The 25,533-nt window shown below is 59.4% G+C and carries 29 protein-coding genes; 21 read left to right on the forward strand and 8 right to left on the reverse strand.

What is annotated here, in order from left to right; translation table 11 throughout:
• The first annotated feature begins 16 nt into the window (after positions 1–16).
• The 11 genes from coxB (at position 17) to ACR0NW_RS15440 (ending at position 9,990) form a co-directional block, all read left to right on the forward strand.
• Complete coding sequence (gene coxB / locus ACR0NW_RS15390) at positions 17–928, forward strand: cytochrome c oxidase subunit II (protein ID WP_480451117.1); 912 nt, start codon at positions 17–19, stop codon at positions 926–928.
• Between the two features lie 90 nt (positions 929–1,018).
• A complete protein-coding gene (cyoE, locus tag ACR0NW_RS15395) occupies positions 1,019–1,975 on the forward strand; it encodes a heme o synthase (RefSeq protein ID WP_170651427.1) in 957 nt (318 codons plus the stop codon).
• Entirely contained in the window at positions 1,972–2,133 is a 162-nt protein-coding gene (locus tag ACR0NW_RS15400; RefSeq protein WP_170651428.1) for a hypothetical protein, read from the forward strand. The genes cyoE and ACR0NW_RS15400 overlap by 4 nt, the downstream gene beginning before the upstream one ends.
• Entirely contained in the window at positions 2,133–2,708 is a 576-nt protein-coding gene (locus ACR0NW_RS15405; protein WP_480451115.1) for a cytochrome c oxidase assembly protein, read from the forward strand. Before ACR0NW_RS15400 ends, ACR0NW_RS15405 begins: the two co-directional genes overlap by 1 nt.
• A 22-nt stretch (positions 2,709–2,730) precedes the next feature.
• Positions 2,731–3,546 (forward strand): cytochrome c oxidase subunit 3, encoded by an 816-nt coding sequence (locus ACR0NW_RS15410; protein ID WP_170651430.1) that lies wholly within the window; start codon positions 2,731–2,733, stop codon positions 3,544–3,546.
• Between the two features lie 168 nt (positions 3,547–3,714).
• The gene (locus ACR0NW_RS15415) at positions 3,715–4,392 is read left to right on the forward strand and encodes an SURF1 family protein (protein ID WP_480451310.1); all 678 of its coding nucleotides are present in this window, start codon (positions 3,715–3,717) and stop codon (positions 4,390–4,392) included.
• The gene (gene thrC, locus ACR0NW_RS15420) at positions 4,389–5,777 is read left to right on the forward strand and encodes a threonine synthase (protein ID WP_480451113.1); all 1,389 of its coding nucleotides are present in this window, start codon (positions 4,389–4,391) and stop codon (positions 5,775–5,777) included. Before ACR0NW_RS15415 ends, thrC begins: the two co-directional genes overlap by 4 nt.
• A complete protein-coding gene (locus ACR0NW_RS15425) occupies positions 5,774–7,036 on the forward strand; it encodes a M16 family metallopeptidase (RefSeq protein ID WP_480451110.1) in 1,263 nt (420 codons plus the stop codon). The genes thrC and ACR0NW_RS15425 overlap by 4 nt, the downstream gene beginning before the upstream one ends.
• Positions 7,036–7,620 carry a GNAT family N-acetyltransferase gene (locus ACR0NW_RS15430; RefSeq protein ID WP_480451108.1) on the forward strand — a complete coding sequence of 195 codons (585 nt, stop codon included), beginning with the start codon at positions 7,036–7,038 and terminating at the stop codon, positions 7,618–7,620. Before ACR0NW_RS15425 ends, ACR0NW_RS15430 begins: the two co-directional genes overlap by 1 nt.
• Before the next feature lie 100 nt (positions 7,621–7,720).
• On the forward strand, positions 7,721–8,539 hold the full coding sequence (locus ACR0NW_RS15435) for an MBL fold metallo-hydrolase (RefSeq protein WP_480451308.1): 819 nt from the start codon (positions 7,721–7,723) through the stop codon (positions 8,537–8,539).
• 38 nt (positions 8,540–8,577) lie between these two features.
• On the forward strand, positions 8,578–9,990 hold the full coding sequence (locus ACR0NW_RS15440; RefSeq protein ID WP_480451106.1) for an FAD-binding oxidoreductase: 1,413 nt from the start codon (positions 8,578–8,580) through the stop codon (positions 9,988–9,990).
• 5 nt (positions 9,991–9,995) lie between these two features.
• On the opposite strand, the gene ACR0NW_RS15445 is transcribed toward ACR0NW_RS15440, so the two are convergent.
• Together ACR0NW_RS15445 and ACR0NW_RS15450 are read right to left on the reverse strand one after the other, a co-directional pair.
• A complete protein-coding gene (locus ACR0NW_RS15445) occupies positions 9,996–10,535 on the reverse strand; it encodes an adenine phosphoribosyltransferase (RefSeq protein WP_480451104.1) in 540 nt (179 codons plus the stop codon).
• A 78-nt stretch (positions 10,536–10,613) separates the two neighbouring features.
• Positions 10,614–10,748, reverse strand: coding sequence for a hypothetical protein (locus ACR0NW_RS15450; RefSeq protein ID WP_480451103.1), 135 nt, complete (start codon positions 10,746–10,748; stop codon positions 10,614–10,616).
• Positions 10,749–10,855: 107 nt separating this feature from the next.
• Between ACR0NW_RS15450 and ACR0NW_RS15455 the strand changes: the two genes are divergently transcribed.
• On the forward strand, positions 10,856–11,029 hold the full coding sequence (locus ACR0NW_RS15455) for a hypothetical protein (RefSeq protein WP_170651437.1): 174 nt from the start codon (positions 10,856–10,858) through the stop codon (positions 11,027–11,029).
• 6 nt (positions 11,030–11,035) lie between these two features.
• On the opposite strand, the gene ACR0NW_RS15460 is transcribed toward ACR0NW_RS15455, so the two are convergent.
• The 3 genes from ACR0NW_RS15460 to ACR0NW_RS15470 are packed head-to-tail and all read right to left on the reverse strand — an operon-like array spanning position 11,036 to position 13,605.
• Complete coding sequence (locus tag ACR0NW_RS15460) at positions 11,036–11,665, reverse strand: LysE family translocator (protein WP_480451101.1); 630 nt, start codon at positions 11,663–11,665, stop codon at positions 11,036–11,038.
• Positions 11,666–11,719: 54 nt separating this feature from the next.
• The gene (locus ACR0NW_RS15465) at positions 11,720–12,736 is read right to left on the reverse strand and encodes a DUF418 domain-containing protein (protein ID WP_480451100.1); all 1,017 of its coding nucleotides are present in this window, start codon (positions 12,734–12,736) and stop codon (positions 11,720–11,722) included.
• The gene (locus ACR0NW_RS15470) at positions 12,733–13,605 is read right to left on the reverse strand and encodes an S-methyl-5'-thioadenosine phosphorylase (protein ID WP_480451098.1); all 873 of its coding nucleotides are present in this window, start codon (positions 13,603–13,605) and stop codon (positions 12,733–12,735) included. Before ACR0NW_RS15470 ends, ACR0NW_RS15465 begins: the two co-directional genes overlap by 4 nt.
• A 224-nt stretch (positions 13,606–13,829) precedes the next feature.
• Between ACR0NW_RS15470 and ACR0NW_RS15475 the strand changes: the two genes are divergently transcribed.
• Entirely contained in the window at positions 13,830–15,464 is a 1,635-nt protein-coding gene (locus ACR0NW_RS15475; protein ID WP_170651441.1) for a SulP family inorganic anion transporter, read from the forward strand.
• 31 nt (positions 15,465–15,495) lie between these two features.
• Here ACR0NW_RS15475 and ACR0NW_RS15480 read toward each other — a convergent pair whose 3' ends face one another.
• Together ACR0NW_RS15480 and ACR0NW_RS15485 are read right to left on the reverse strand one after the other, a co-directional pair.
• Entirely contained in the window at positions 15,496–16,137 is a 642-nt protein-coding gene (locus tag ACR0NW_RS15480) for a CatB-related O-acetyltransferase (protein ID WP_480451096.1), read from the reverse strand.
• Positions 16,137–16,742, reverse strand: a complete 606-nt coding sequence (locus ACR0NW_RS15485) for a flavin reductase family protein (protein WP_480451095.1) — start codon at positions 16,740–16,742, stop codon at positions 16,137–16,139. The genes ACR0NW_RS15480 and ACR0NW_RS15485 overlap by 1 nt, the downstream gene beginning before the upstream one ends.
• A gap of 72 nt (positions 16,743–16,814) precedes the next feature.
• Between ACR0NW_RS15485 and ACR0NW_RS15490 the strand changes: the two genes are divergently transcribed.
• The 5 genes from ACR0NW_RS15490 to ACR0NW_RS15510 all read left to right on the forward strand — a co-directional run bounded on the left by ACR0NW_RS15490 (position 16,815) and on the right by ACR0NW_RS15510 (position 19,866).
• On the forward strand, positions 16,815–17,309 hold the full coding sequence (locus ACR0NW_RS15490; RefSeq protein ID WP_170651444.1) for a GNAT family N-acetyltransferase: 495 nt from the start codon (positions 16,815–16,817) through the stop codon (positions 17,307–17,309).
• Positions 17,310–17,365: 56 nt separating this feature from the next.
• On the forward strand, positions 17,366–18,124 hold the full coding sequence (locus tag ACR0NW_RS15495) for an EcsC family protein (RefSeq protein WP_480451093.1): 759 nt from the start codon (positions 17,366–17,368) through the stop codon (positions 18,122–18,124).
• Positions 18,125–18,245: 121 nt separating this feature from the next.
• A complete protein-coding gene (locus ACR0NW_RS15500) occupies positions 18,246–18,728 on the forward strand; it encodes an NUDIX hydrolase (RefSeq protein WP_480451091.1) in 483 nt (160 codons plus the stop codon).
• Between the two features lie 52 nt (positions 18,729–18,780).
• On the forward strand, positions 18,781–19,224 hold the full coding sequence (locus ACR0NW_RS15505) for a DUF1178 family protein (protein WP_480451090.1): 444 nt from the start codon (positions 18,781–18,783) through the stop codon (positions 19,222–19,224).
• Between the two features lie 3 nt (positions 19,225–19,227).
• The gene (locus ACR0NW_RS15510; protein ID WP_480451088.1) at positions 19,228–19,866 is read left to right on the forward strand and encodes an SDR family NAD(P)-dependent oxidoreductase; all 639 of its coding nucleotides are present in this window, start codon (positions 19,228–19,230) and stop codon (positions 19,864–19,866) included.
• Here the strand turns inward: ACR0NW_RS15510 and ACR0NW_RS15515 are convergent.
• Positions 19,860–20,216 (reverse strand): hypothetical protein, encoded by a 357-nt coding sequence (locus tag ACR0NW_RS15515; RefSeq protein WP_480451086.1) that lies wholly within the window; start codon positions 20,214–20,216, stop codon positions 19,860–19,862. The two genes, ACR0NW_RS15510 and ACR0NW_RS15515, sit on opposite strands and share 7 nt — an antisense overlap.
• A 165-nt stretch (positions 20,217–20,381) precedes the next feature.
• Here ACR0NW_RS15515 and ACR0NW_RS15520 point away from each other — a divergent pair, with 165 nt between their 5' ends.
• The 3 genes from ACR0NW_RS15520 to zwf all read left to right on the forward strand — a co-directional run bounded on the left by ACR0NW_RS15520 (position 20,382) and on the right by zwf (position 25,533).
• Complete coding sequence (locus tag ACR0NW_RS15520) at positions 20,382–21,620, forward strand: aspartate kinase (RefSeq protein WP_170651450.1); 1,239 nt, start codon at positions 20,382–20,384, stop codon at positions 21,618–21,620.
• A gap of 45 nt (positions 21,621–21,665) precedes the next feature.
• The gene (gene ptsP / locus ACR0NW_RS15525) at positions 21,666–23,909 is read left to right on the forward strand and encodes a phosphoenolpyruvate--protein phosphotransferase (RefSeq protein WP_480451084.1); all 2,244 of its coding nucleotides are present in this window, start codon (positions 21,666–21,668) and stop codon (positions 23,907–23,909) included.
• Positions 23,910–24,087: 178 nt separating this feature from the next.
• Positions 24,088–25,533, forward strand: coding sequence for a glucose-6-phosphate dehydrogenase (gene zwf / locus ACR0NW_RS15530; protein ID WP_170651452.1), 1,446 nt, complete (start codon positions 24,088–24,090; stop codon positions 25,531–25,533).

Below are 25,533 nucleotides of genomic sequence, written 5' to 3' on the forward strand. Positions count from 1 at the left end.
ACGATCAGGACAGAATATGAAGAATGCTTTGATGCTTTCGGGGCTTTTCGCAGCCCTCTCCAGCCTGCCCGCAATGGCTCAGGAGCTTGAGATTATCGGCAAACCGGTTGATGGCGGCGTGGGCTTCCAGCCCGCAGCAACCAGTCTGGCCGAGGGAATTCAGCGGCTGGACGGGATGATTCTGGTTATCATCACGGCAATCTGTCTGCTGGTCGCCGGGCTGCTGGTCTACTGCATCGTGCGCTACAACCAGCGCGCCAACCCGACCCCCTCGCGCTTTTCGCATTACACACCGGTCGAAATCGCATGGACGATTGGCCCGATTCTGATTCTGGTGTTCATCGGCGCGTTTTCGCTGCCGGTTCTGTTCAAACAGCAGGAAATCCCCGAAGGCGAAGTGGTCATCAAGGCGGTCGGCAACCAGTGGTACTGGACCTATGAATATATCGACCATGATTTTGCATTCGACAGCTACATGCTGGGCCACCCGGCGACACTGGATGCAGATGCCCGCCCTGCGGATGCTGATGTATCGGCATTTGTTCTGGACGACGCGATGCGCGCCAAGCTGGCCGACGCAGGCTACGGCGAAGACGAGTTTCTGCTGGCAACCGACACCGCAGTTGTCGTGCCTGTGAACAAGATCGTGGTGATGCAGGTGACCGCATCCGACGTGATCCATTCCTGGACCATCCCCGCCTTTGGCGTAAAGCAGGATGGCGTACCGGGCCGTCTGGCAGAGCTGTGGTTCAAAGCCGAGAAAGAGGGCATCTATTTCGGCCAGTGCTCGGAACTGTGTGGCAAGGATCACGCCTACATGCCGATCACCGTGAAAGTGGTCAGCGAAGAGGCATATGAACAGTGGCTGGAAAGCGCCAAGGAAGAATATGCAGGTCTTCCGCAGCCTTATCAGGTCGCATCGAACTGATGATGCCACTGGGGGCGGGGTAAACTCTCGCCCGACGAAAGACGCAGGGTGCGCGGGATCCGCGCGCCTTTCGCCCCGGAAGGACCGAAAATGAGCGACGCAAGCATCAACGCCAGCACCGTGACCGCGAAGGGACACGAGGACGAGGCCAGCTTTGGCGATTATTTCGCCCTGCTGAAGCCCCGTGTCATGTCGCTGGTTGTGTTCACCGCGCTTGTCGGCCTGCTGGCCGCACCGGTTCCTGTGCACCCATTCATTGGATTCTGCGCCATTTTGTTCATCGCCATCGGCGGCGGTGCCTCGGGCGCGCTGAACATGTGGTGGGATGCCGATATCGACAAGGTGATGAAGCGCACCAAAGGCCGCCCGATCCCCGCGGGTAAGATCGAAGCGGGCGAGGCGCTGGCGCTGGGCCTCGGTCTGTCCGGCCTGTCGGTTATCATGCTGGGCCTGGCCACCAACGTCTTCGCAGGCGCATTCCTTGCCTTCACCATTTTTTTCTACGCCGTCGTCTACACGATGTGGCTCAAACGTTCGACGCCGCACAACATCGTAATCGGCGGCGCCGCCGGAGCATTCCCGCCAGTGATTGGCTGGGTGGCCGCAACCGGTTCGATGACTCTTGAGCCGTGGCTGATGTTCGCCCTGACTTTTATGTGGACGCCACCGCATTTCTGGGCGTTGGCGCTGTTCATGCGCTCGGACTATGACGATGCGGGTGTGCCGATGCTGACCGTGACCCATGGCCGCCGTGCCACGCGGGTGCACATTCTGGTCTATACCGCGTTGCTATCGCTGCTGGCTGTTGGCACCGCTTTCTCGGGCATCGGTGGTCCGATCTATCTGGCAGTCGCTCTGGTGCTGAACGCACTGTTCCTGCATGGTGCATGGAAAATCTCGCGCCGAAACGAAGACGACGCCGAGGCCGACAACTTCAAGGTCGAGCGTGGATTCTTCAAGCTTTCGCTGCTCTATCTGTTCCTGCATTTCGGCGCCATTCTGGTCGAGGCGCTGCTCAAGCCCTATGGGCTGGGAGGCTGGGGATGAGTCTACGCAAAACCCACGAACTGCATAACCGCCGGTTCGGCCGCAATCTGGGCGTAGCGCTGACACTGGCCGCGCTGATCGTCATCATCTTTGGGCTGACCGTGGTCAAAGTCACGCGTGGCGACTTCGAGATGCCGCGTGCAGAGGTGCAGAACTGATGGCAGTGTCGGGACCCCAGAAAACGGTCATTCAGCTTGTCGGCGTTGTTGTGCTGATGGGTGGCCTCGCATGGGCGGCAGTCCCTTTCTACAACTGGTTCTGCCGTGTCACCGGGTTCGGCGGCACCACCGGGGTGGCGCAACAGGCCCCCGATGACATTCTGGAGCAGACGGTTACCATTCGTTTCGATGCCTCGAAGGCCCGGGAAATGCCGTGGGAGTTCAAGCCGGTCGAGCGCGAGATGAAGATTCGTATCGGCGAGACCGGGCTGGCCTTTTACGAGGCCTACAACCCGACCGACAAACCGATTGCCGGTCAGGCGTCCTATAACGTGACGCCTTATTCGGCGGGCGGCTACTTTCAGAAAATCGCCTGCTTCTGCTTTGATGAGCAGGTTCTGCAACCCGGTGAACGGGTTGAGATGCCCGTGACCTTCTTCGTCGACCCGGAAATCGTCGACGACCCGGAAGCCAAGTATGTTCATACGATCACACTGTCGTATACATTCTACGAAATCGACCTGCCCGAGGGCTATGCCGCCCTTGACGCGCAGGCGGAAACAACAACGAACTAATGCCTGTAGGTGAGGGACGCTGATGGCACACGCTAAAAACCATGACTACCACATTCTGAACCCCTCGATCTGGCCGCTGATCGGCGCGATCGGCGGCTTTGTGATGCTGTTCGGAGCTGTTCTCTGGATGCACGGAATCACTCCGTGGATGTTCTGGGCAGGGCTGGTGGCCGTGCTCTACACCATGTTCGCATGGTGGTCCGAAGTGGTGGCCGAAAGCCGCGCTGGCGATCATACGCCCGTTGTGCGTATCGGCCTGCGTTATGGCTTCATCCTGTTCATCATGTCCGAAGTGATGTTCTTTTTTGCCTGGTTCTGGTCGTTCTTCAAACATCGCATGTATCCGATGTACGACTATGCCGGCACCGAATACATCCAGCCGGACATCCACGCGGTCGATCCGTTCCACCTGCCGCTGATCAACACTCTGGTCCTGCTGCTGTCGGGCTGTGCGATCACATGGGCGCACCATGCGCTTGTGCATGACAACGACCGCAAGGCGCTGATCAACGGTCTGGCCATCGGTATTGCACTGGGTATCGCGTTTACCTTCCTGCAGGCGTTTGAGTATTACGAACTGCTGGCCCATGAAGGCTGGAAATTCGGCGACGATCAGTTCTATTCGAACTTCTTCATGGCCACCGGTTTCCACGGCGCGCATGTCATCATCGGGACGATCTTCCTGTCGGTCTGTCTGATCCGAGCTCTGCGCGGTGATTTCACCCCCGAGAAACATATCGGGTTTGAGGCTGCGGCTTGGTACTGGCACTTCGTTGACGTTGTCTGGCTGTTCCTGTTCTTCGCCGTTTACATCTGGGGTCAGGCCCCGCTGATGTAACGCCGGTCAGACTGATCAATTGCAAAAGCCGCCCTTTGGGGCGGCTTTTTCTTTCTCAGGGCGCAAGATTGCGCCCGATACAATTGCATGGTTGCAATTTTACCCGCGTCCCTCTTAACAAGACGCCGGTTCAGCCCGAGCCGAAAAATGAAGAGATCTGGTCCCGATATGCGCCGCATCCTGTTCCTGCTGATTTTTGGCTTCGCCGGTCTGGCGATCCTGTTGTCGTTGGGATTCTGGCAGGTGCAGCGTCTGGCATGGAAGCAAGGCGTTCTGGCAGAGATCGAAGACCGCATTTCAGCTGATTCCGTGGGCCTGCCGGGGTCTGTCTCTGCCGAGGGCGACAAGTACCTGCCGGTTACAGTGTCCGGCAAGATGGAGCCGGGGGAAATCCACGTTCTGGTCTCGGTCAAACAGGTCGGGGCAGGGTATCGCATCATCCAGTCCTTCAGCACCGAAGACCGGACCATTCTGGTGGATCGGGGTTTTGTTCCGACCACAGCCAAACAATCCGAACGGCTGACGGGGCAGATGACGGTGACAGGCAACCTGCACTGGCCGGATGAGATCGACAGCTACACGCCTGAACCGGATCTTGACGATAATATCTGGTTTGCCCGCGACGTGCCCAATCTGGCGGCGGCGCTTGGGACGGAACCGGTGTTGTTGATTGCACGAACGCAAACCGACCCCGGTATTACGCCTCTGCCTGTGGATGCCGCAGGCATTCCGAACGATCACCTGCAATATGCAATCACATGGTTTGGTCTGGCTCTGGTCTGGGCCGTGATGACTGGTTATTTCCTGTGGCGCAACCGCGCCCCTTCAGAGAGTGATGAGCAATGAAATACATCTCAACCCGTGGCCAAGCGCCTGAACTTACCTTTGAAGAGGCGATGCTGACCGGGCTGGCCCGGGATGGCGGCCTGTACCTGCCTGCCGAAATCCCGGTGATGACGCAGGAAGAGATCGCGGCACTTGCCGGTCTGCCCTACGAGGAAATAGCGTTCCGCGTGATGTGGCCCTATGTCAGCGGATCGTTTGCCGAGGATGAGTTCAAAGAAATCATCGCCCGAGCTTATGAAGGGTTCGGCCACGACGCCCGCGCGCCGCTGAAGCAGTTGAACGAGAACCACTTCCTGCTGGAGCTGTTCCACGGGCCCACTCTGGCCTTCAAGGACTTTGCGATGCAGTTGATCGGTCAACTGTTTCAGGTGGCGCTGAAACGGCGCGGGGACCGCGTGACCATCGTGGGCGCCACCAGCGGCGACACAGGATCGGCGGCGATTGAGGCGTTCCGTGGGTTGGACGCGGTGGACGTGTTCATCCTGTATCCGCATGGCCGCGTGTCCGAAGTGCAGCGTCGTCAGATGACCACCCCTGCGGACAGCAATGTGCACGCCTTGGCCGTGGATGGCGATTTTGATGATTGTCAGGCCGCGTTGAAGGATATGTTCAACGATTTCGATTTCCGCGACAGTGTGAAACTAGCCGGTGTGAACTCGATCAACTTCGCCCGCGTTCTGGCGCAGATCGTTTATTATTTCTCCGCCGCGGTAAGCCTCGGGGCTCCGCACCGCAAAGTCAGCTTTACTGTTCCGACCGGCAATTTCGGAGATATATTTGCCGGCTACCTCGCCAAGCGCATGGGCCTGCCCATCGACCGGCTGGTGGTTGCGACCAACCAGAACGACATCCTGTATCGCTGCCTGTCGGGCGAGGGGTATTTCAAGGGCGACACCATCCCTTCGATCAGCCCGTCGATGGATATTCAAGTCAGCTCGAACTTTGAGCGGGCGCTGTATTATGCCTATGGCGAGGATGGCGGCGCCGTGGCACAGTTGATGGATGAACTGAAAAACGGCGGCTTCAACGTCAGTCAGGGTGCGATGGAAGCGTTGCACGAAAACTTCGACTCGGGAAGGGTCTCCGAAGAGGAAACTCTTGCCACGATCAAATCCACGCTGGCCCACAGCACGGAACTGGTCTGCCCGCACACCGCTGTCGGCATCAAGGTCGCCGAAGAACACCGCGCCGCTGATGTGCCGATGATCACGCTGGCCACCGCGCATCCGGCAAAATTCCCGGCAGCGGTCGAGAAGGCGAGCGACGTGCATCCGCCTCTTCCATCCCGCATGTCTGATCTGTATGAACGTCCGGAACGGGTGACCCGCATCGCCAACGATCTGGGTGCCCTCGAGGATCATATCAGAAGGCATATCGCTGAGTGACTGTCAGACAGGACCAACTGAAGAACGGCTTTCGTATCGTCAGTGAACATATGCCGGGGCTGCAATCGGCGGCCATCGGCATCTGGGTAACCGCCGGCGGGCGGCATGAACGGATCGAGCAGAACGGCATCGCCCATTTCCTTGAGCATATGGCCTTCAAGGGAACCGAGCGGCGTTCCGCGCTGCAAATCGCCGAGGCGATTGAGGATGTGGGCGGATATATCAACGCCTACACCTCACGCGAGGTGACGGCCTATTACGCGCGTGTCCTGAAGGATGACGTGGCGCTGGCTATGGATGTAATCGGCGATATCGTTCTGAACCCGGTCTTCGATCCGCGCGAGATCGAGGTCGAGCGTGGCGTGATCCTGCAGGAAATCGGTCAGGCCTTTGACACGCCGGACGACGTGATCTTTGACTGGCTGCAGGAGCAGAGCTATCACGATCAGCCATTGGGGCGGACCATTCTGGGACCGACCGAACGGGTCAGCGCGTTTTCGCGCGAGGATCTGTCAGGCTTTGTGGCAGAACACTATGGCCCCGAGCAGATGATCCTGTCTGCGGCTGGTGCAGTGGATCACGACGCGCTGATGAAAATGGCCGAAGAGATGTTCGGCCACCTGCAACCACGCAAAGGGTTGGTCGCCGAACCGGGCCGCTTCACCGGCGGTGAGGCGCGGCAGGAGAAAGAACTGGAGCAGGCGCATTTCGCACTGGCCTTGGAAAGCCCCGGATATCGCGATGACGCGATCTATACTGCTCAGATTTATTCGACGGCACTTGGCGGCGGCATGTCCTCGCGCCTGTTTCAGGAAGTGCGTGAAACGCGCGGTCTGTGCTATACGATCTTTGCCCAGACCGGCGCCTATGCCGATACCGGGACAACGACAATCTATGCCGGTACCTCTGCCGATCAGGTGGCGGAACTTGCCAACATCACCATCGACGAGATGAAGCGCGCAGCCGAGGACATGACACCCGAAGAGGTTGCCCGCGCCCGCGCCCAGATGAAGGCCGGGATGCTGATGGGGCTTGAAAGCCCTTCGAACCGCGCCGAACGTCTGGCCCGGCTTGTGCAGATTTGGGGCAAGGTTCCGCCGCTGGAGGCCACCGTTGCCAAGATCGACGCTGTGACCACGGCGGAAGTGCGTGAATTCGCGGAACAGATGGCTGTAAATGCTCCGACCGCTCTGGCGCTTTACGGTCCGGTTTCCGGCGCGCCCACACTGGCCGAACTGCAGGAGAGGCGCGCGGCGTGATGCTGTTAGGCAGACGCAAGCTGAAACTCGAAACCGAGCGGCTCAGCCTGCGTCCGCCGGTGCATTCCGATTTTCGTGATTGGTCTGCGTTGCGACGGTCGTCCAAAGAATATCTGACCCCTTGGGAGCCGATTTGGGCGCATGACCATCTGAGCCGCAAGTCGTTTACCAACCGGGTCTACTGGGCGCAGAGGTCAATTGTCAGCGGAACGGCCATTCCGATGTTCCTGTTTCGCCGCAGTGATGATGTGCTGGTGGGGGCGATCACTTTGGACAACATCCGCCGTGGCCCGGCACAGGCAGGGACGCTGGGATATTGGACGGGACAGGCGTTTTCGAGACAGGGATACATGCGCGAAGCCATTGGCGCCTTGGTGCACCATGCCTTTACGCGCCTCGACCTGAGCCGGATCGAGGCCGCCTGCCTGCCCGAGAACGCAGCCTCTCGGGGGTTGCTGGAAAGCTCGGGCTTCAAATACGAAGGCGTGGCGCAGTCCTATCTTCAGATCGACGGGCGCTGGCGGACGCATGTTCTGTACGCCAGTCTGCGGTCTGACCGGCGGGGACGGACGGACGCCGGATAGCGGCCCCTGCTTGCGTCTTTGGGCGCGGCCCCGAACACCATTCCGCATTCATACGGAAGAAGGGGCATGACTTGGGCGGCAGGTGCGCTACACTTGGGCCATGCGGTGGATTGTTGCGGGACTGATTGTGATCGCGGGTGGGGCGGCTGCGCAAGAGCGGCGGCCCAGCCATTGCATCGCCATTGCTGACGCAGCACCGGGCATCGAATTTCTGCACAAGGCTGCCTGGCAGGACCCGGTTCCCGAATTCTCGGTCCGGATCAGTTATATCGCGCATGCGTCCTTTCTTATTCAAACTCAAGGCGGGCTGAATGCCGTGACCGATTTCACCGGGTTCATCGGCAGCGCGACCCTTATTCCCGACATCGTGACAATGAACCACGCGCATGACACGCACTGGACGGCGCATCCCGATCCCGCGATTCCCCATGTGTTGGAAGGCTGGGGCGAGTTCGGGCAGGGCATAGACCACCACCTCGATCTGGGAGAGCTGCTGATCCGCAATGTCTCGACCGACATCCGCTCGTTCTATGGGGGTGTCGAAGAGAAGGGTAATTCGATATTCGTTTTCGAAGTCGAAGGGTTGTGCATCGGTCACCTTGGGCATCTGCACCATATCCCGAGCGATGAACAGTTTGCGGCGCTTGGCCGGATGGACGTGGTCATGGCGGCAGTTGATGGTGGCACGACGATGCCGCTGCCCGAAATGATCTCCGTACTCAAACGGTTGAAAAGTTCCGTCATCATTCCGATGCATTGGTTCTCCGGCTATTCGCTTGATCGGTTTCTGGCTGGCATTCGCGATGAATTCTCTGTCGTGCGCGATGGGGTCTCGGAGATCGAGGTTTCGCTGCGATCTCTGCCCGACCGGCCCACAGTCGTCGTGCTGGAGCCACAATATCTCATTGAACAGGAATAATACTTGTCGACGCGCCGCAGCTTGGGCAAGGAATAGGCATGACCCTCAGACCAGCCGACGAAACATTTGCTCAGAGCATCCGTGACAAGATCGGCGACGACCTCGTGCGCCCGGTCGAAGCGCGCTATCTGGAAGAACCGCGCAGGCGTTTTGCGGGGCAGGCCGGAGTGCTGGCCTTGCCGAAGAAAGTGGACGAGGTCGCCGCATTGGTGAAGCTGGCTTTGGACGCCCGGGTGCCGGTTGTCCCGTATGGCGGCGGGACGGGATTGGTCGGCGGGCAGGTTATGCCGGATGGCCCCGCGCCGCTGATGATTTCGCTGGAACGCATGTCGACGGTTCGGGCAGTCTATCCAACCGAGAATATTCTGGTGGTCGAAGCCGGTGCCGTACTGGCCGATGTGCAGGCGGCGGCAGAGTCCGCGAACCGGCTGTTCCCCCTGTCGCTTGCCGCGCAGGGCTCATGCCGGATCGGCGGTAACCTTGCGACCAACGCGGGTGGCGTCAACGTCCTGCGGTATGGCAATGCGCGCGATCTGTGTCTTGGGCTTGAGGCGGTCTTGCCCAATGGTGAAATCTGGCATGGGCTCAGTCGGCTGCGAAAGGACAACACCGGCTATGACCTGCGTAACCTGCTGATCGGGTCCGAAGGGACACTGGGTATCATTACCGCGGCGGCGCTGAAGCTGCATCCGCGCCCCACCGGGATCGGCACCGCGATAATCGAAACTCCGTCGCCCGAAGCGGCCATCTCTCTGCTGGCGCTGGCCCGCGATCTGGTTGGCGAAGACGTCAGCGCGTTCGAATTGATCCACCGGCAGGGATTGCAGTTTCTGGACGAGGTTCTGCCCGGTATTCGCCAGCCATTCGATCGCGCGCCAGAATGGAGCGTTTTGATCGAGATCGGCGTGTTCGAGGGGCAGAACCATTTGACTCTGCTGGAAACCCTGTTTCAGCGCGCATCTGACAAAGGTCTGGCCACGGACGGCGTTATCGCCAACAGCGAGGCGCAACGTCAGATGCTCTGGTCCGTGCGCGAGAACATCCCCGAGGCAAACAGGCTGATCGGTTCGGTCTCAAGTCACGATATCTCGATCCCGATCTCCCGGATACCCGAGTTCATTGAACGCGGGGCTGGTGTTGTCGCAGGATTTGGGCCGTTCCGTATCAATTGCTTCGGCCATCTGGGCGACGGAAACCTGCATTACAACGTATTTCCCCCGCAAGGACATGATCGTGCGCAATTTGATGATCAGCGCGAGGCAGTAAAGCACGCGCTGCATGATCTTGTCGCCGAATTTGGCGGTTCGGTCAGTGCCGAGCACGGGGTGGGGCGGCTGAAAGTGACCGATCTGGAACGCTATGGCGATCCGGTGCGGCTGGCGGCCATGCGGGCCATCAAGGCGTCGCTTGATCCTGTGGGGATCATGAACCCCGGCGCCGTGCTGCGCTGAATCGCTCAGAGGCCCTCGAATTCACACAGGACATGAACGTCCATGCCCATCGCCTCAAGTGCCTTGCGGCCGCCAAGCTCGGGCAGATCAACGATGAAGGCGCACGAGATAATCTCGCCACCCAGACGCTCGATCAGCTTGATGCCCGCAGCAGCGGTGCCGCCTGTGGCCAGCAAATCGTCCACCACCAGAATCTTTTCGCCCGGTTGGATGGCGTCATCATGGATTTCCACGATGGCCTCGCCATATTCCAGTTTGTAATCCTGACTGATGGTCGTTCCGGGCAGCTTGCCCTTTTTGCGGATCGGTACAAATCCAACGCTCAGCTGGTGCGCAATCGCACCGCCCAGAATGAAGCCGCGCGCCTCAAGCCCGACGACCTTGTCGATCCTTTCGCCCGCATAGGGGTGCAGCATCTGGTCGATTGCCATCCGGAATCCGCGCGGGTCCGCGAACAATGTGGTGACATCCCTGAACATGATCCCTTCGTGAGGGAAATCGACGATGGTCCGGATGTAATCCTTGACCGTTTTGTTTTTGGGCATGGCTCATCCCCTGATGCATCGCGTAACCAACAGGTGTTTCGCCCATCGGGTCCGCGCACGCAAGAGGGGGAAGGGAAACTATCTTTGGCGCTTCGAGATCACATTCGGCAGACCGTAGTAGCGGTACAGAGTACCCGGCAACCACGACAGATGCGGTTTGCGCCAGTTGCGCTGATCACGCAGAAGAAATGCCTGAGCTGCATGAAGGTTCATTGCCTTATCCTCCGTTTTATTGTTAGGTGCTCGATATCTACATTCTCTATGCGATGTATATACAATGCATCTCTCAGGGAATCAAGTATCAGGCGGAGCAAAGGCGCGTGGCAAAGAAAGACGGCAAAGGTTCGACCAAGAAAAACAGTCAGTTGGTCTTGCGGTTGGACAAGGACGAACGGGATGCGTTCGTGGAGCTCTGCAAGGAACTGGATACCTCTGCGGCGCGGGAAATCCGCCGTTTCATTCGCGGTTTCATGAAAGAAAACGCCGGCGACTGAACCGTCTCAGGCAGGGCGGCGCAGCACTGCCGTTGCAATCCCCATCCCGATCAGCGTCAGGCCGCCAAAGCGGGTCAAGGCGGATACGACATTCGCGCTGCCCACGACGCTCCGCAGGCGGTCAGCCAGAAGGGCATAGGCCAGCGCATTGATCCATGCCAGACCAACAAATGTGGCGATCAGGATGACGAACTGGGGTGCCAGCACGTCATCGGGGCGCAGGAACTGCGGAACAAATGCGATGAAAAAGGCGATGGATTTGGGGTTCAGCGCGGTAACGGCAGCAGCGTGCCCAAACACGCCTCTGGCCGAGATATCCTGATCAGCTTCTGCCGCTTCCGTTGCCTTGGACGGTGCGCTGAACAACAGTTTTACGCCCAGCCAGGTCAGGTAGGCCGCGCCGATCCACTTCAACACCGAAAACAAAGTTGCCGAGGTCAAAACAAGTGCCCCGAGCCCTAGCAACGATGCGGTCATCGCAATCAGATCTCCCAGCGCCACACCGGTTGCCGACGCGACGGCGACACTCCGCCCCTTGGACAGAGCATAGCTAAGCACCAGCAACACGGTCGGGCCGGGGATTAGCAGCAACGCGGTCGAGGCTGCGACGAAAGCCAGCCAAAGATCCAGGGGCATGAGGGTATCCTTATCCGAAGTTCCGGCCGATCAAGCCTCGGTTAAAGGCCGGGGTCAAGCCCTTCGTGTTTCGGTTACCCGCCGCATCAGGGCTTCCAGCGGACCACGCTGGAATTTACGGGACCACAGGATGGCGTAAGCCGACGACAAGGCGCAGAAGCACAATGCGTATGCGACGATCTGCGGTGCCGTTAGGGTGCCGTTCAGTAGCCCGGCCTCTTCCAAAACGCCCATGCCGATCAGTATATGCGCCACATACAAGGTCAGGCTCTGTCGTCCCGGTGCAGTTAACAGCTTTCCCAGCCGCAGCCGCTCGATCACAGGCCAAAGCTTGAGCATCAACCCGATCACCATGCAGGCGCTGCCGGTTCCCGCAAGGATGTAGAACGGTCCCGGCGGGATGGACTCAGTTCCCAGCAGGGCGGCCAGATCAGGATCAGTTGTCAGATTTTGTGGGAGCAAAGCCAGCACCGCCGCACCAAAACCCCACATGATCAACCGGTGCTGCACACAAAGCGTACGCAGGTCGGCGCGGGCGATGGCCATCCCGATCAGCAGGAACGCGGCCCATGGCAGCACCGGATGCCAGCCATTGAAAAACGCGTTGTACAGAAAGCCCGGCAGGGTCCACAGGTCGGTGTAGCTGAGCGTGTCCCAATTCCAGCCCCGGTCATAGTCCAGAATCAAATGTGCCGCGACGCTCAGCGCTACGATGCCGACTGCGCCAATCCAAAGACTGCGCGCAGGGGCAGTCAGAAACATCGCCCCGACAAGAAAGTACAAGGCATAGAAATGCAGGATATCCGCATCGAACACCGCCATGTTGATCAATCCGACCAAGAACAGAAAAACCGCGCGGCGCAATAACTGCGAGGCTGAGACCCCGGACAGGCCAACACCGATCCCGGCCAGAACCACGAAAAGCGCGGCAGCCCGCCCTTCCAATGCGTCAACAAAGGCCGACGCCCAATCATCTGCCGGTGCAACCTGCGCGGCGATGCGGAAATTCACCAGAACCATGCCGCAAAACGCCACGAACCGCGCGGCGTCCAGCGCATTCAGTCGCGTCATAGAATACGACCGGCCACCGCATCCAGCTTGGCCAGCAGAGCCGGGTCGCGTTTTTCCGGTGCGGTCAGGATTGCGTATTCCAATGCGCGATCACAGCCATGCGGGCAGGGCGCACGATCCGCGCCAAGCAGCGCAGGCAGGCCCTTGACCAGCGCGCGCCCTTTCTCGGCGTTGCCGGTCAGTGTGGCGATGATGGCAGACACGTCCACTTCGCCGTGATCGGGATGCCAGCTGTCATAATCCGTGACCATGGCGATCGAGGCGTAACAAAGCTCGGCCTCGCGGGCGAGTTTCGCTTCGGGCATGTTGGTCATGCCGATTACGTCACAACCCCATTGCTCGCGATACAACTTAGACTCGGCCAGGGTGGAAAACTGCGGCCCCTCCATCGCCAGATAGGTGCCCCCCCTGTGAATGGTGACCCCAGCGGCCTTGCCTGCGGTTTCGCAGGCATCGCTCAGGCGCGGGCAAGTGGGATGCGCCACGCTGACATGGGCGACGCAGCCTGTGCCGAAAAAGCTTTTGTCGCGTGCAAAGGTGCGGTCGATGAACTGATCGACAATCACGAAATCCCCGGGGGCCATATGTTCGCGGAACGATCCGCAGGCCGAAACCGAGATCACATCCGTTACACCCAGCCGCTTGAGCGCGTCGATATTGGCGCGATAGGGCACCTCGGTCGGTGAATGGACATGACCACGTCCGTGGCGGGGCAGAAATGCCATGTCGACGCCGCCCAGTGATCCGGTCAGAATCTGGTCCGACGGATCGCCCCACGGCGTTTCAACCGTAACCCATTCGGAATTTTCCAATCCGTCGATGTCGTAGATACCCGATCCGCCGATGACGGCAATTTTTGTCTGAGCCACCTGTGCGCTCCCTGCTGAATCTTTGTTGTTGCCGGAAAATCTGTGAGTTAACGGCCGGTTTGGCAAGGGTGTGCACCGTGGCAAAGTTGCACGAGTCCGGAAAAAGCGATTCAGGGCATGCACAATTCGCATGGCAGTGTCCCGCCTGATGCGGTAGCTCGCAGGGCGATACGCCTGTAAAAGGGCGCTTTCGCGCGAACACGACAGATCCACAGGACAGCCCCATGCCCCGAGCCTTGCTGGCAAGTTTTGCCAATCGCCTAGCCATTCCCGATCTGCGCTGGATGCCGGACGAGGGGCTGACCCTTTCCCGCCTGCGGATCGAACTGCTGTCGGGCCTGACTGTGGCGCTGGCTTTGGTGCCCGAGGCGGTGGCTTTTGCCTTTGTCGCTGGTGTCCACCCTCTGGTCGGTCTGTACGCGGCCTTCATGGTCGGTCTGATCACGGCACTGATTGGCGGACGACCGGGCATGATCTCGGGCGCGACCGGTGCTCTGGCTGTGGTGATGGTGGCGCTTGTGGCGCAGCATGGGGTCGAATACCTGTTTGCGACCGTTGTTCTGATGGGCATCCTGCAGGTTATCGCCGGTGCCATGCACTGGGGACGGTTTATCCGGCTGGTGCCGCATCCGGTGATGCTGGGCTTTGTGAACGGACTGGCCATCGTGATCTTTCTGGCGCAGATGGGCCAGTTCAAGGTGCCGGGAACGATGGAAAACACCGGTCATGGCATGAGTGGTGGCGAATGGCTCTCGGGCATGCAGCTTTACACCATGCTGGGTCTGGTCGCGCTGACCATGGCCGTGATCTGGGTGATGCCGCGCATCACGCGTATCGTGCCCGCACCTTTGGCCGGGATCGTCGTCGTGGCGGCGCTGGTGATCGGCTTTGGTCTGGATGTGCCGCGCGTAGGTGATCTGGCATCGATCGAGGGCGGCCTGCCCACATTCCACATCCCAATGGTTCCGCTGAACTGGGAAACCTTCGAAATCATTCTGCCCTACGCCGTCATTCTGGCGGCCATTGGTCTGATCGAATCTCTGCTTACCCTGAACCTTGTCGGCGAAATCACCGGCAAACGTGGCGGAGCTTCGCAGGAATGCATCGCTCAGGGCGTATCCAACGTCGCCACCGGCTTTTTCGGTGGCATGGGCGGCTGCGCCATGATCGGCCAGTCGATGATCAACGTGAAATCCGGCGGCCGCACCCGTATCGCCGGGATCGCTGCCGCCCTGTTCCTGCTGGTGTTCATCCTGTTCGCCTCGCCCCTGATCGAGCAGATTCCGCTGGCCGCTCTGGTTGGTGTGATGTTCATGGTGGTGATCGGGACCTTTGCCTGGAACTCGTTCAAGATCATGCGCAAGGTGCCGCTGATGGATGCGTTCGTCATCGTGCTGGTGACCGTCGTGACCGTGATGGAGGACCTCGCGGTTGCCGTCGTCGTCGGTGTGATCGTCTCAGCGCTGGCATATGCGTGGAACAACGCCAAACGCATCCACGCGATCACCCGTGAATCTGAGACCGAAAAGGGCGCAAAAGTTTACGAAGTTCAGGGCCCGCTGTTCTTTGGATCCTCCGAAGGCTTTGTGGAACTTTTCGACGTGCCAAATGACCCTGACGTTGTAATCGTTGATTTCGCGGAAAGCCGTGTCGTGGATCAGTCCGCGTTGCAGGCTATCGAAGCGATTGCAGCGAAATACGAGGCGGCGGGTAAGCGCGTCATGCTTCGGCACCTCAGCCGGGATTGCCACAAGCTGCTGAACAAGGCGGGTCACCTCATGGTCGACAGCGACGACGACCCGGATTACGCGCTGGCTGTGGATTATTCGGTCCGGACCGGAATTCTGGGCGGTCACTGACGTATTGGAAAGGCGGCCTGAGGGTCGCCTTTCAATTTGGTGCCAGACGTTCCAACCTATCTATATCACCGGATAGAAGGGCGCTTTCGGCGGCACCAACCTCTTGAGGTGGCCAGTCCCACCAGCCAAGCGCTTCCAGTCTGGCGATCACATCCGCTTCAAAACGGTATCGCCGCACCTCTGCGGGGTTTCCAGTGACGATTGCGTAAGGTGGGATATCACCTCGGACAACCGATCCGGCACCAATGATTGATCCGTTGCCGATCCGGGTTCCAGGCAGAATCAGTGCGCCATATCCGATCCACACGTCATGCCCGATGATCGTATCCCGCGTATCGGGCTGGTATCCCGACATCCTGTCAGGATCGAAGACAGGAAAAGGAAAACAGGTCAGTCCCGTCATCGCGTGATTGGCCGAAGATGTAATGAACCGAACGCCATGAGCAATCTGGCAAAAATTGCCCAAGCTCAGTTTTTCCTTCGAAAACGGAAACAGATAAGGGGCCAGTCGTGCCCCCCAATCCTCGGGCGGGTCAAAATCTGATGCGTAGCTGAAGGCCCCGGCCTCAAACCGTGGATGATCGACCGCCTCGGACAAAAACACCGTGCCCTTGTGGTCGGTCCCATCGGGCAGGGTAACCGGGTATCTGCGATGAGGATCAGGCAGTGGCATCAGTCGTCAGGCCTGGACAGGCTGAATAGCTCGGTCACAACCGAATAATCGCGATACCCAAGCCGGGCCAGCGGCTGAAATCTGGTGACATCAAACTTTCCGTCCTGCAAACAGTCGTCGCGCAGGTGCACGCCTGTGACCTCGCCAAAGACAACGCGGTTGGCCTCTCCCGGCAGGGTCACGATTTGTGTGAGTTTGCATTCCAGCGATGCGGGCGCGCCTTCGATCCGCGCGCAGGGGATGGTTTCGCACTCAATCGGGGTTAGCCCTGCGTGTTCGAACTCGTCTACATGTTTGGGCAAGCCTGCGGAACTGGCGTTCATCGCGTCCCGATGGGCATGTGCCACGACATTGACGCAAAACACCCCGGTCGCCTTGATATTGGCGATGCTGTCCTTTCCCCCATCCTGATCGTGTTTGGTGCCTGTTGTGGCAAACATCACTTGTGGCGGGGTGTAGGCGACACCGTTGAAGAAGGAATAGGGGGCCAGGTTGTTGATCCCGTCCGCATCCCGGCTCGATATCCAGCCAATGGGCCGGGGGGTAATGATGGCGTTGAACGGATTGTGCGGCAAACCATGGCCGTCTTCGGGGCGATAGAACATCTTTTCTCCAAGCGTTTGCCCAAGGCGTAACGAAGTGCTAGGGCGAATTCCAGCAAGGAAAAGAGGGCAGGGGTGCAGCAATTCGTAATCAGGCCGGAGGAGCCGGGTGATTGGTGGGAGGTCGAGGCCCTCTATGACCTGTGCTTTGCGCCGGGGCGCGAGGCGCTGTCGTCATACCGTTTGAGGGATGACGTGCCGCCCGTATCCGGCCTGTCCATGGTCGCTCGTGATACTGGCGGGATATTGGCGGGGGCCATCCGGTTCTGGCCGGTGCATGTCGGGGAACATGACGCCCTTTTGCTTGGACCTGTTGCCGTGCACCCGACTCATCAGGGCGAAGGTCTGGGCGGTTTTCTGATCCGCGAAGGTGTCGAAGCGGGCCGCGGCAAGGGCTGGCAGCGCGTGATTCTGGTGGGTGACGCCCCTTATTATTCTCGCTTTGGTTTCGATCGGCTGGGCGGCGTGGAAATGCCGCCGCCGACCAACCCTGACCGGGTTCTGGGGATGGAACTGGTATCCGGTTCATGGCGCGATATTTGCGGTTCCGTGACCCGCTGGAGCAAATAAACCATTGAATCCGGGCACTCGTGACACGATGTCTTTCATAGACGGAGGTGCGCGACGTGCAGGATGTTGTTCTGGTCGAAACGGTGGATACGGAAGCAGAGCTTGACCGGTTGGCGGATCGCTACAGATCGGCAGGCGGATCGGGTGTCAAGTTGCTCAACCATTTGGGCGGCAAGGCTGAATCTCTGCTGGAACAACTTCCGCCGCAGGTGCGCAACGGTTTGTACGATGCCACCGAAGGTGCGTTGCGTATTGCCCTGCATGCAGCCCAGACGTCGCGGCGCGCGGTTCCGGATCAGCAGCCTTGGGTGAATACCGCTGTTACAACCGCAATGGGTGCAGCAGGCGGCTTTGGCGGCTTTTCAACCGCATTGATGGAGCTTCCGGCAACGACAACCATGTTGTTGCGCTCAATTCAGGGCGCTGCGGCAAAAGAAGGTTTTGACCCGGCGTCCGACAGCGTGAGATTTGATTGCATCCGCGTACTTTCCGCTGCGGGACCGCTGGCCGACGATGATGGGGCCGATCTGGGGTTCTACTCGGTACGTCTGACGCTAACCGGCCCTGCCGTCCAGCGTCTGATCTCTGTTGTAGCGCCGCGTCTGTCGGTGGTTCTGGGGCAAAAGCTTGCGGCTCAGTCGGTTCCCGTTCTCGGGGCTTTTGCCGGGGGTGGCACGAATTACGTTTATTCGCGCTATTACCAACAGATTGCCCGGGTGCATTTTGGCCTGCGCCGTCTGGCCATAGACGCCGACATACCGCATGACGAGTTGGTTCAAAGACTGGTCAAACGCCTGCCTGAAAGGGCGATCTAGATCAGCATATTTGGTTGATTCCTCAATATATGGTATGGTGCCAGTGTCTGGCCGCGATATCCGGCCGGTATGTGTCTTGAGGGGCCGAGCCTTTGTTCAACACGATTCTGCGGAAAGTACGATGAACGCCAGACTGCCGGCGGATATGTTGCAAAGGCCCGGTGCCTACCCGGTTCAGCCGCAATATGGTGCGATTTGTTACAGGTTCGATCATGGGGATTTACGTATCCTTCTGATCACCACACGTGAAACGGGGCGCTGGATCGTGCCAAAGGGCTGGCCGATCGACGGGTTGAAACCCGCCAAAACAGCCGAGTGGGAGGCGTGGGAAGAAGCCGGGGTCGTAGGGTCGTGCGAGGCGCAGAGCATTGGCCGCTATACCTACCTGAAACGGCGCCCGAGCAAGGGAAATGTGCTGTGTGCGGTCGAATTGTTTCCCGTTCGGGTTGAAAGTCTGGCGGAAAGTTTCCCGGAACGGACCGAGCGCAGACGCAAGTGGTTTTCGCCCAAAAAAGCGGCAGCGCGCGTACACCAACAGGACCTCGCCAGAGTTTTACTCGATTTTCACTGCAAATTGCGGGATCTATCGGCTATGATGTCTTGATCTCGCCTTTTTGGTCAGTATCTATTTCGCAACCATCCATTTTGGACAAACCATGATTCAATACGCGTTGAAATGCAGCAACGGACACAGCTTTGACAGCTGGTTTCAGTCTGCCGAAGCCTACGACAAGCTTTCGGCGGCCGGAATGGTGTCCTGTGCGGTTTGCGGTTGCGCGGAAGTCACCAAGGCAATCATGACGCCCAGTGTGCGACCTGCGCGCCGGATTGAGGCTGCACCCGTTGCGGAAACGGCAGAAGATTCACTGGCTCAATCCCGGGATGTTTCGACGGTGCTGGCTGAACTGCGGCGCAAAGTCGAAGAAAATTCCGATTATGTCGGTAAGGATTTCGCCTCCGAGGCCCGGAAGATACATTTGGGCGAGGCGCCTGAACGGGCGATCTATGGCGAAGCCAAACCTGACGAGGCTAAGGCGCTCATTGACGATGGCGTGCCAGTGGCACCGCTGCCGTTCATGCCCAGCAGAAAGACAAACTGATCCATGCATGTACTGATTACCGGGGCCAATCGCGGGATCGGCAAGGCTCTGGCGGAACACCTGCGTGCCCGTGGGGATGATGTCACCGGCACCGCACGGGATGGTGCGGCAGACATTGTGCTGGATGTCACCGATCCGACCCAGCAGGCAGCAATGGCAGCAAAGCTGGAAGGCAAGCCGCTGGATTTGCTGGTGTGCAATGCCGGTGTCTATCTGGACAAGGGGCAGGGGATCGACGGTTATCCGGCGGAAATGTGGGCGCAGACCTTTGCCGCGAATGTGACGGGTGTGTTTCTGACCGTTCAGGCCCTGTTGCCCAACCTGCGCATGGCCGGCGGTAAAATCGTGATCATTTCCTCCCAGATGGCGTCTCATACGCGTGCGCCGGGCGGCAGTTATATCTATCGCGCTTCAAAGGCGGCGGCACTCAATCTGGGGCGCAATCTTGCCACGGACCTCCGGGGCGATGGGATTGCCGTCGGGATCTATCACCCCGGTTGGGTGCAGACAGATATGGGCGGAGCAGCCGCCGACATCCACGTCAACGAGGCCGTGTCGGGCCTTGCCGAACGGTTCGATGGGCTTTCGCTTGAAACCACGGGCTGTTTTGAAACCTGGGATGGACAGGCGCACGCCTACTGACTGGTCAGCGCGGCCTTTGGAATTTCGTAAACCTCGCCGGGATCGATGAAAATCACCAGAATGTCGCCGCGCGATTCCGAGGTGATGGGCGATGTTGAACTGGTCGAGACCGCCTCGGCACCTTCGAAATAGATGCGTCGCACTTCGCCGGTGCCAAGCTGCACGGCAAGCGTTGCGGTGCCGTCATCCTTGCGGCGCAGCTCGGCCGGGCAGTTTTCCAGCGGCTGGCCCGCCAGCGCGGTGCAGGGAACCGTGCCCAGCGAATTCTGTCCGTCCGTACCGGAAAGGGTGGCAACCTGTGCGGTGGCCGGGGAAGACAGCAGCGCAAGGGCAAGAATGAAGCGGTACATGGGTAACCTTTTGGTAAACAGTATTTCCGTTACGCTCGCACCCCTGCCGGGCAATGTAAAGCGGCCCCGCGCCGCAGGCAGAACCTGTTTGGCCACTTGCCCTTGCGGCCCCCCTCGCATATGAGGCACGGGATCGGAATTCCAAGGCGCGGAGACACTGGCCCCATGCCCGTACTCGTGATGAAATTTGGCGGCACCTCTGTTGCTAATCCTGACCGCATCCGCCGCGCGGCGAAACGCGTTGGCGTAGAAGTGGCCAAGGGCTATGACGTGATCGTCATCGTCTCGGCCATGTCGGGCAAGACCAACGAACTGGTGGGTTGGGTCGATGAAATCTCGCCGCTTTATGATGCGCGCGAATATGATGCCGTTGTATCGTCTGGCGAAAACGTGACTGCCGGTCTGATGTCGCTGACGCTGCAGGAAATGGATATCCCGGCTCGCAGCTGGCAGGGCTGGCAAGTGCCGCTGATCACCAACGGCGCGCATTCGGCTGCCCGGATCGAAGAGATTCCGACCGACAATATCAACCAGAAATTCGCCGAAGGCATGAAGGTTGCCGTGGTCGCGGGCTTTCAGGGTATCAGCCCCGAGGGGCGCATTACCACGCTGGGTCGTGGTGGTTCGGACACCACTGCGGTGGCCTTTGCGGCGGCCTTCGATGCCGAACGGTGTGACATTTATACGGACGTGGACGGTGTCTATACCACCGACCCGCGTATCTGTGAAAAGGCCCGCAAACTCGATAAGATTTCGTTCGAGGAAATGCTCGAACTGGCCTCGCTGGGGGCCAAGGTGCTTCAGACCCGCTCGGTCGAGCTGGCGATGCGGTACAAGGTGAAATTGCGCGTCCTCTCAAGCTTTGAGGAACAATCCGACGAGGCCGGTACGCTGGTCGTCGACGAGGAGGAAATCATGGAATCCAACGTAGTCTCCGGTGTGGCCTATTCCCGCGATGAGGCCAAGATGACCGTTGTGTCGGTCGCCGACCGCCCCGGTATCGCCTCGACGATCTTTACCGCGCTCAGCGACGAGGGCGTGAATGTGGACATGATCGTTCAGAACATCTCGGACGAGGGGCGCACGGACATGACCTTTTCCTGCCCAACCGATCAGGTTGCGCGGGCGGAAAAAGCGCTGTTGGGAATCAAGGAGCGTGGCGAGCTGAACTATGCTGATCTGGTTGCCGATAACGATGTCTGCAAAGTGTCCGTGGTCGGGATCGGAATGCGCTCTCAATCCGGTGTGGCGGCCAAAATGTTCAAGGTACTCTCGGATGAGGGGATCAACATCAAGGTCATCACAACCTCCGAGATTAAAATTTCCGTTCTCGTAGATCGGAAATACATGGAACTTGCCGTTCAAGCACTGCATGATGCCTTTGAACTGGACAAGGCGGCCTGAGCATTTCTGCCAGGGACTTGCCTGACACCTGAATGTGATTGGGCCATGGCAGACGGCACAGAATCAGAATCCCGCAAGCTGCTGGGGCGGCTGCGCGAAGAAATGGCGAGCGAGGCCGCCGGTCAGGAACGTCTTGACCGGATCACACATCTGATTGCGGACAGCATTCTGTGCGAGGTCTGTTCGATCTATCTGTTCCGCGACGAAGAAACGCTGGAGCTTTGCGCGACCGAAGGTCTGGCACCCGAGGCGGTGCACCAGACCCGTATGCGCATGGGTGAGGGGCTGGTGGGCCGCGTTGCCAAATACGGCAAGGTGGTCAACACCGCGGATGCCCCCTCGGCCAAAGGCTTCCGCTACATGCCGGAGACGGGAGAAGAGAGGTTCTCTTCCTTTCTTGGTGTTCCGGTGCAGCGTCTGGGCGAAAAGCTGGGCGTTCTGGTTGTGCAGTCCCGCGAGGCGCGGGAATTCTCCTCGGACGAGGTTTATGCTCTGGAAGTGGTGGCGATGGTTCTGGCCGAGATGGCCGAACTTGGCGCCTTTATCGGCGAAGGCGCAGCCCTGTCCCCATTGCACCAGCAATCCGTCGTGCTCAAGGGAGGCCCGGCGCAGGAAGGCTCTGCCGAGGGCCACGTCTGGCTGCACGAGCCGCGCGTCGTTGTCACCAACCCGATCGCGGACGACCCGCAACGTGAACTTCAACGCCTGACTGAATCGGTCGAGGAACTGCGCGTTGGTGTCGACAAGATGCTCGAAATCTCGCAGGGCGGCGACAAGGAGCAATTGCAGGTTCTTGAAGCCTACAGAATGTTTGCCAACTCCAAGGGCTGGATGCGGCGCATGGAAGAGGATATCGCGCGCGGCCTCAGTGCCGAAGCCGCAGTCGAGAAGGAACAGTCACAGGCCCGCGCAAGGATGAGTCAGGTCACTGACCCCTATTTGCGCGAACGCTTGGCCGATCTGGATGATCTCAGCAATCGCCTGCTTCGCATTCTGACGGGGCAGGGCAACAATACCGGGTTGGAACTGCCGCCCGACCCGATTCTGATCGCCCGCAATATCGGCCCGGGCGATCTGCTGGAATATGGGCGATCCCTCAAGGGCATCGTGCTTGAGGAGGGTTCGGTTGGTAGTCATGCCACCATTGTGGCCCGTGCATTGGCGATCCCTCTTGTCGTTCATACCGGCCGGATCACGACCGAGGCACTGAACGGCGACCACATCCTTGTGGACGGGGATCAGGGCGTTGTGCACCTGCGCCCCGAAGATACGGTTGTCGGTGCATTTCGTGACAAGATCGCCATGCAGGCAAAGGCGCAGGAACGCTATGCGTCGATCCGCGAACGCCCTGCCGTCACGAGGGATGGTGAACGGGTCAACCTTGTAATGAACGCGGGCCTGATGGCCGATCTGCCATCGCTGGACAACTCGGGGGCCGAAGGTGTTGGGCTTTTCCGGACCGAGTTGCAGTTTCTGATCCGGAACCAGATGCCCAAACGCTCCGAGCTGGTGGCGTTGTATCAACGGGTTCTAGACGCGGCTCATGGCAAAAGGGTCGTCTTCCGCACGCTGGATATCGGGTCGGACAAGGTTCTGCCCTATATGAAACATGTGGCCGAGCCGAATCCGGCGCTGGGCTGGCGCGCCATCCGGGTCGGGTTGGACAAGCGCGGCGTTATGCGCATGCAGCTTCAGGCGCTGATCCGCGCGGCCAACGGCCGCCCGCTGACCATCATGTTCCCCTTCGTTGCGCAGGCCGAGGAATACCGCGCCGCCCGCGCCGAAGTGGACAAAACGATCGAACGGGAAAAACGCCTCGGGCACGTCCTTCCGGAAACGCTCGAAGTGGGCGCCATGCTTGAAACGCCGTCTCTTGTCTTTGCGCCTCAGAAATTCTTTGACGATGTCGGCTTCATCTCAATCGGCGGCAATGACCTGAAACAGTTTTTCTTTGCGGCGGACCGTGAAAACGAACTTGTGCGCCGTCGGTACGACACGCTGAATGTCAGCTTCCTGAGCCTTATCGAGCGGATCGTCGAACGCTGCGGCATTTCCGACACGCCCCTCAGTTTCTGTGGCGAGGACGCGGGCCGCCCGATCGAGGCGCTGTGCCTTGCAGCCATGGGCATACGGACACTCTCGATGCGCCCGGCCTCCATCGGTCCTGTCAAAAGCCTGCTGTTGCGGTCCAACCTGCAAGAGGTGCGCAAGATCATCACCGATGCCCGCCATCGGGGCGAACAAAGCGTGCGCCCGGCGGTCATGGAATGGCTGCGAAATCAGGACTGAGGTGAATTTTCACGGTGATGGTCTTAATCTGACTTCCGGACTTGCATTTTGTCGGGGTTTTTCTTATCCAGCTCACGAATGTTAGCGATAACATTATCGTTAACACCTATATATGCATTTCGTACCCTGCCAACAGTTTGTGCTAGACAGGGCAGGGCAAATTCAAAGGAGCCTGGCGATGGTTTCACGCGTAATACCTGTGCATCCGTTCGACCTTGTGTTGTTCGGCGCCACGGGTGATCTGGCGCATCGCAAGATCCTGCCGGGTCTCTATCACCGTTTCGAGGTCGGCCAGATGCCGGATGAGGCCCGCATCATCGCTTCGGCCCGGTCCGAAATGTCCGATGATGAATTTCGAACGCTCGCCCGAAACGCAATTCAGGAATTCGCGCCGGAATCAAAGCCTCAGGTACTGGACCGGTTTTTGAAACAGGTCGAATATGTTTCGGTGGATGCACTGGGCAGCGACGGCTGGCCCGAATTGGCCAAATCTCTGCGGCCTGACACCATCCGGGCTTTTTACCTCTCTGTCGGGCCAAATCTGTTTTCCGGCATTGCGCAACGGCTGCACGATCACGGCCTTGCGACGCCGGACAGCCGGATTGTCGTTGAAAAACCCTTTGGCCACGATCTGGCTTCGGCAAAAGCCTTGAACGGCGAGCTGCGGGAATTTTTCGAAGAGCATCAGATTTATCGGATCGATCACTATCTGGGCAAGGAAACCGTGCAGAACCTGATGGCGCTGCGCTTTGCCAACTCTCTGTTCGAGCCGCTATGGAACGCCACGCATATCGACCATGTTCAGATCACGGTTGCGGAAACCGTCGGTGTCGAGGGGCGCGAGGCCTATTATGATCAGTCCGGCGCAACGCGGGACATGATACAGAACCATCTTGTGCAGCTTCTGTGCCTGACGGCCATGGAACCGCCCTCTAAATTCGCGCCCAATTCGGTGCGCGACGAAAAGGTGAAGGTGATCGAGGCGCTGGAGCCGGTCGCACCTTCTGACATTGCGCGCGGTCAATACCGGTCCGAAGACGGTGGCGGTGGCTATCTGGATCACGTGGGCACCCCCGACAGCCGCACCGAAAGCTTCATCGCGCTCAAGGTGCATGTGGGTAACTGGCGCTGGGCCGGCGTGCCGTTCTATCTGCGCACCGGCAAACGTCTGCGCGCCCGCGAGTCCGAGATTGCCGTGTTCTTCCGTGACCCACCGCACACGATCTTTCCCAATGTCGGCCCGTTGCGCGGCAACGTTCTGGTGATCCGGCTGCAACCGGACGAGGGGATAACCCTGCGCACCACCATCAAGGACCCCGGGCCGGGTGGTTTCCGTCTTGCGGACGTGTCGCTGGACATGAGCTTTGCCGAGGCGCTGGGCGCAGACGTTCGGGCGCAGGACGCCTATGAACGGCTGGTGATGGATGTCATTCGCGGCGATCAGACCCTGTTCATGCGCGGGGACGAGGTCGAGGCCGCCTGGGCCTGGGTCGATCCCATCATAAGCGAGTGGGAAGAAAGCCGCGACAAGCCCGCCCCCTATGATCAGGGCAGTTCCGGCCCCGAAGAGGCCCTGATGCTAATGCACCGCGACGGGCGCCGCTGGCGCCAGATCGGAGGTTGA

This window comes from Ruegeria sp. CF5, from assembly GCF_056537325.1.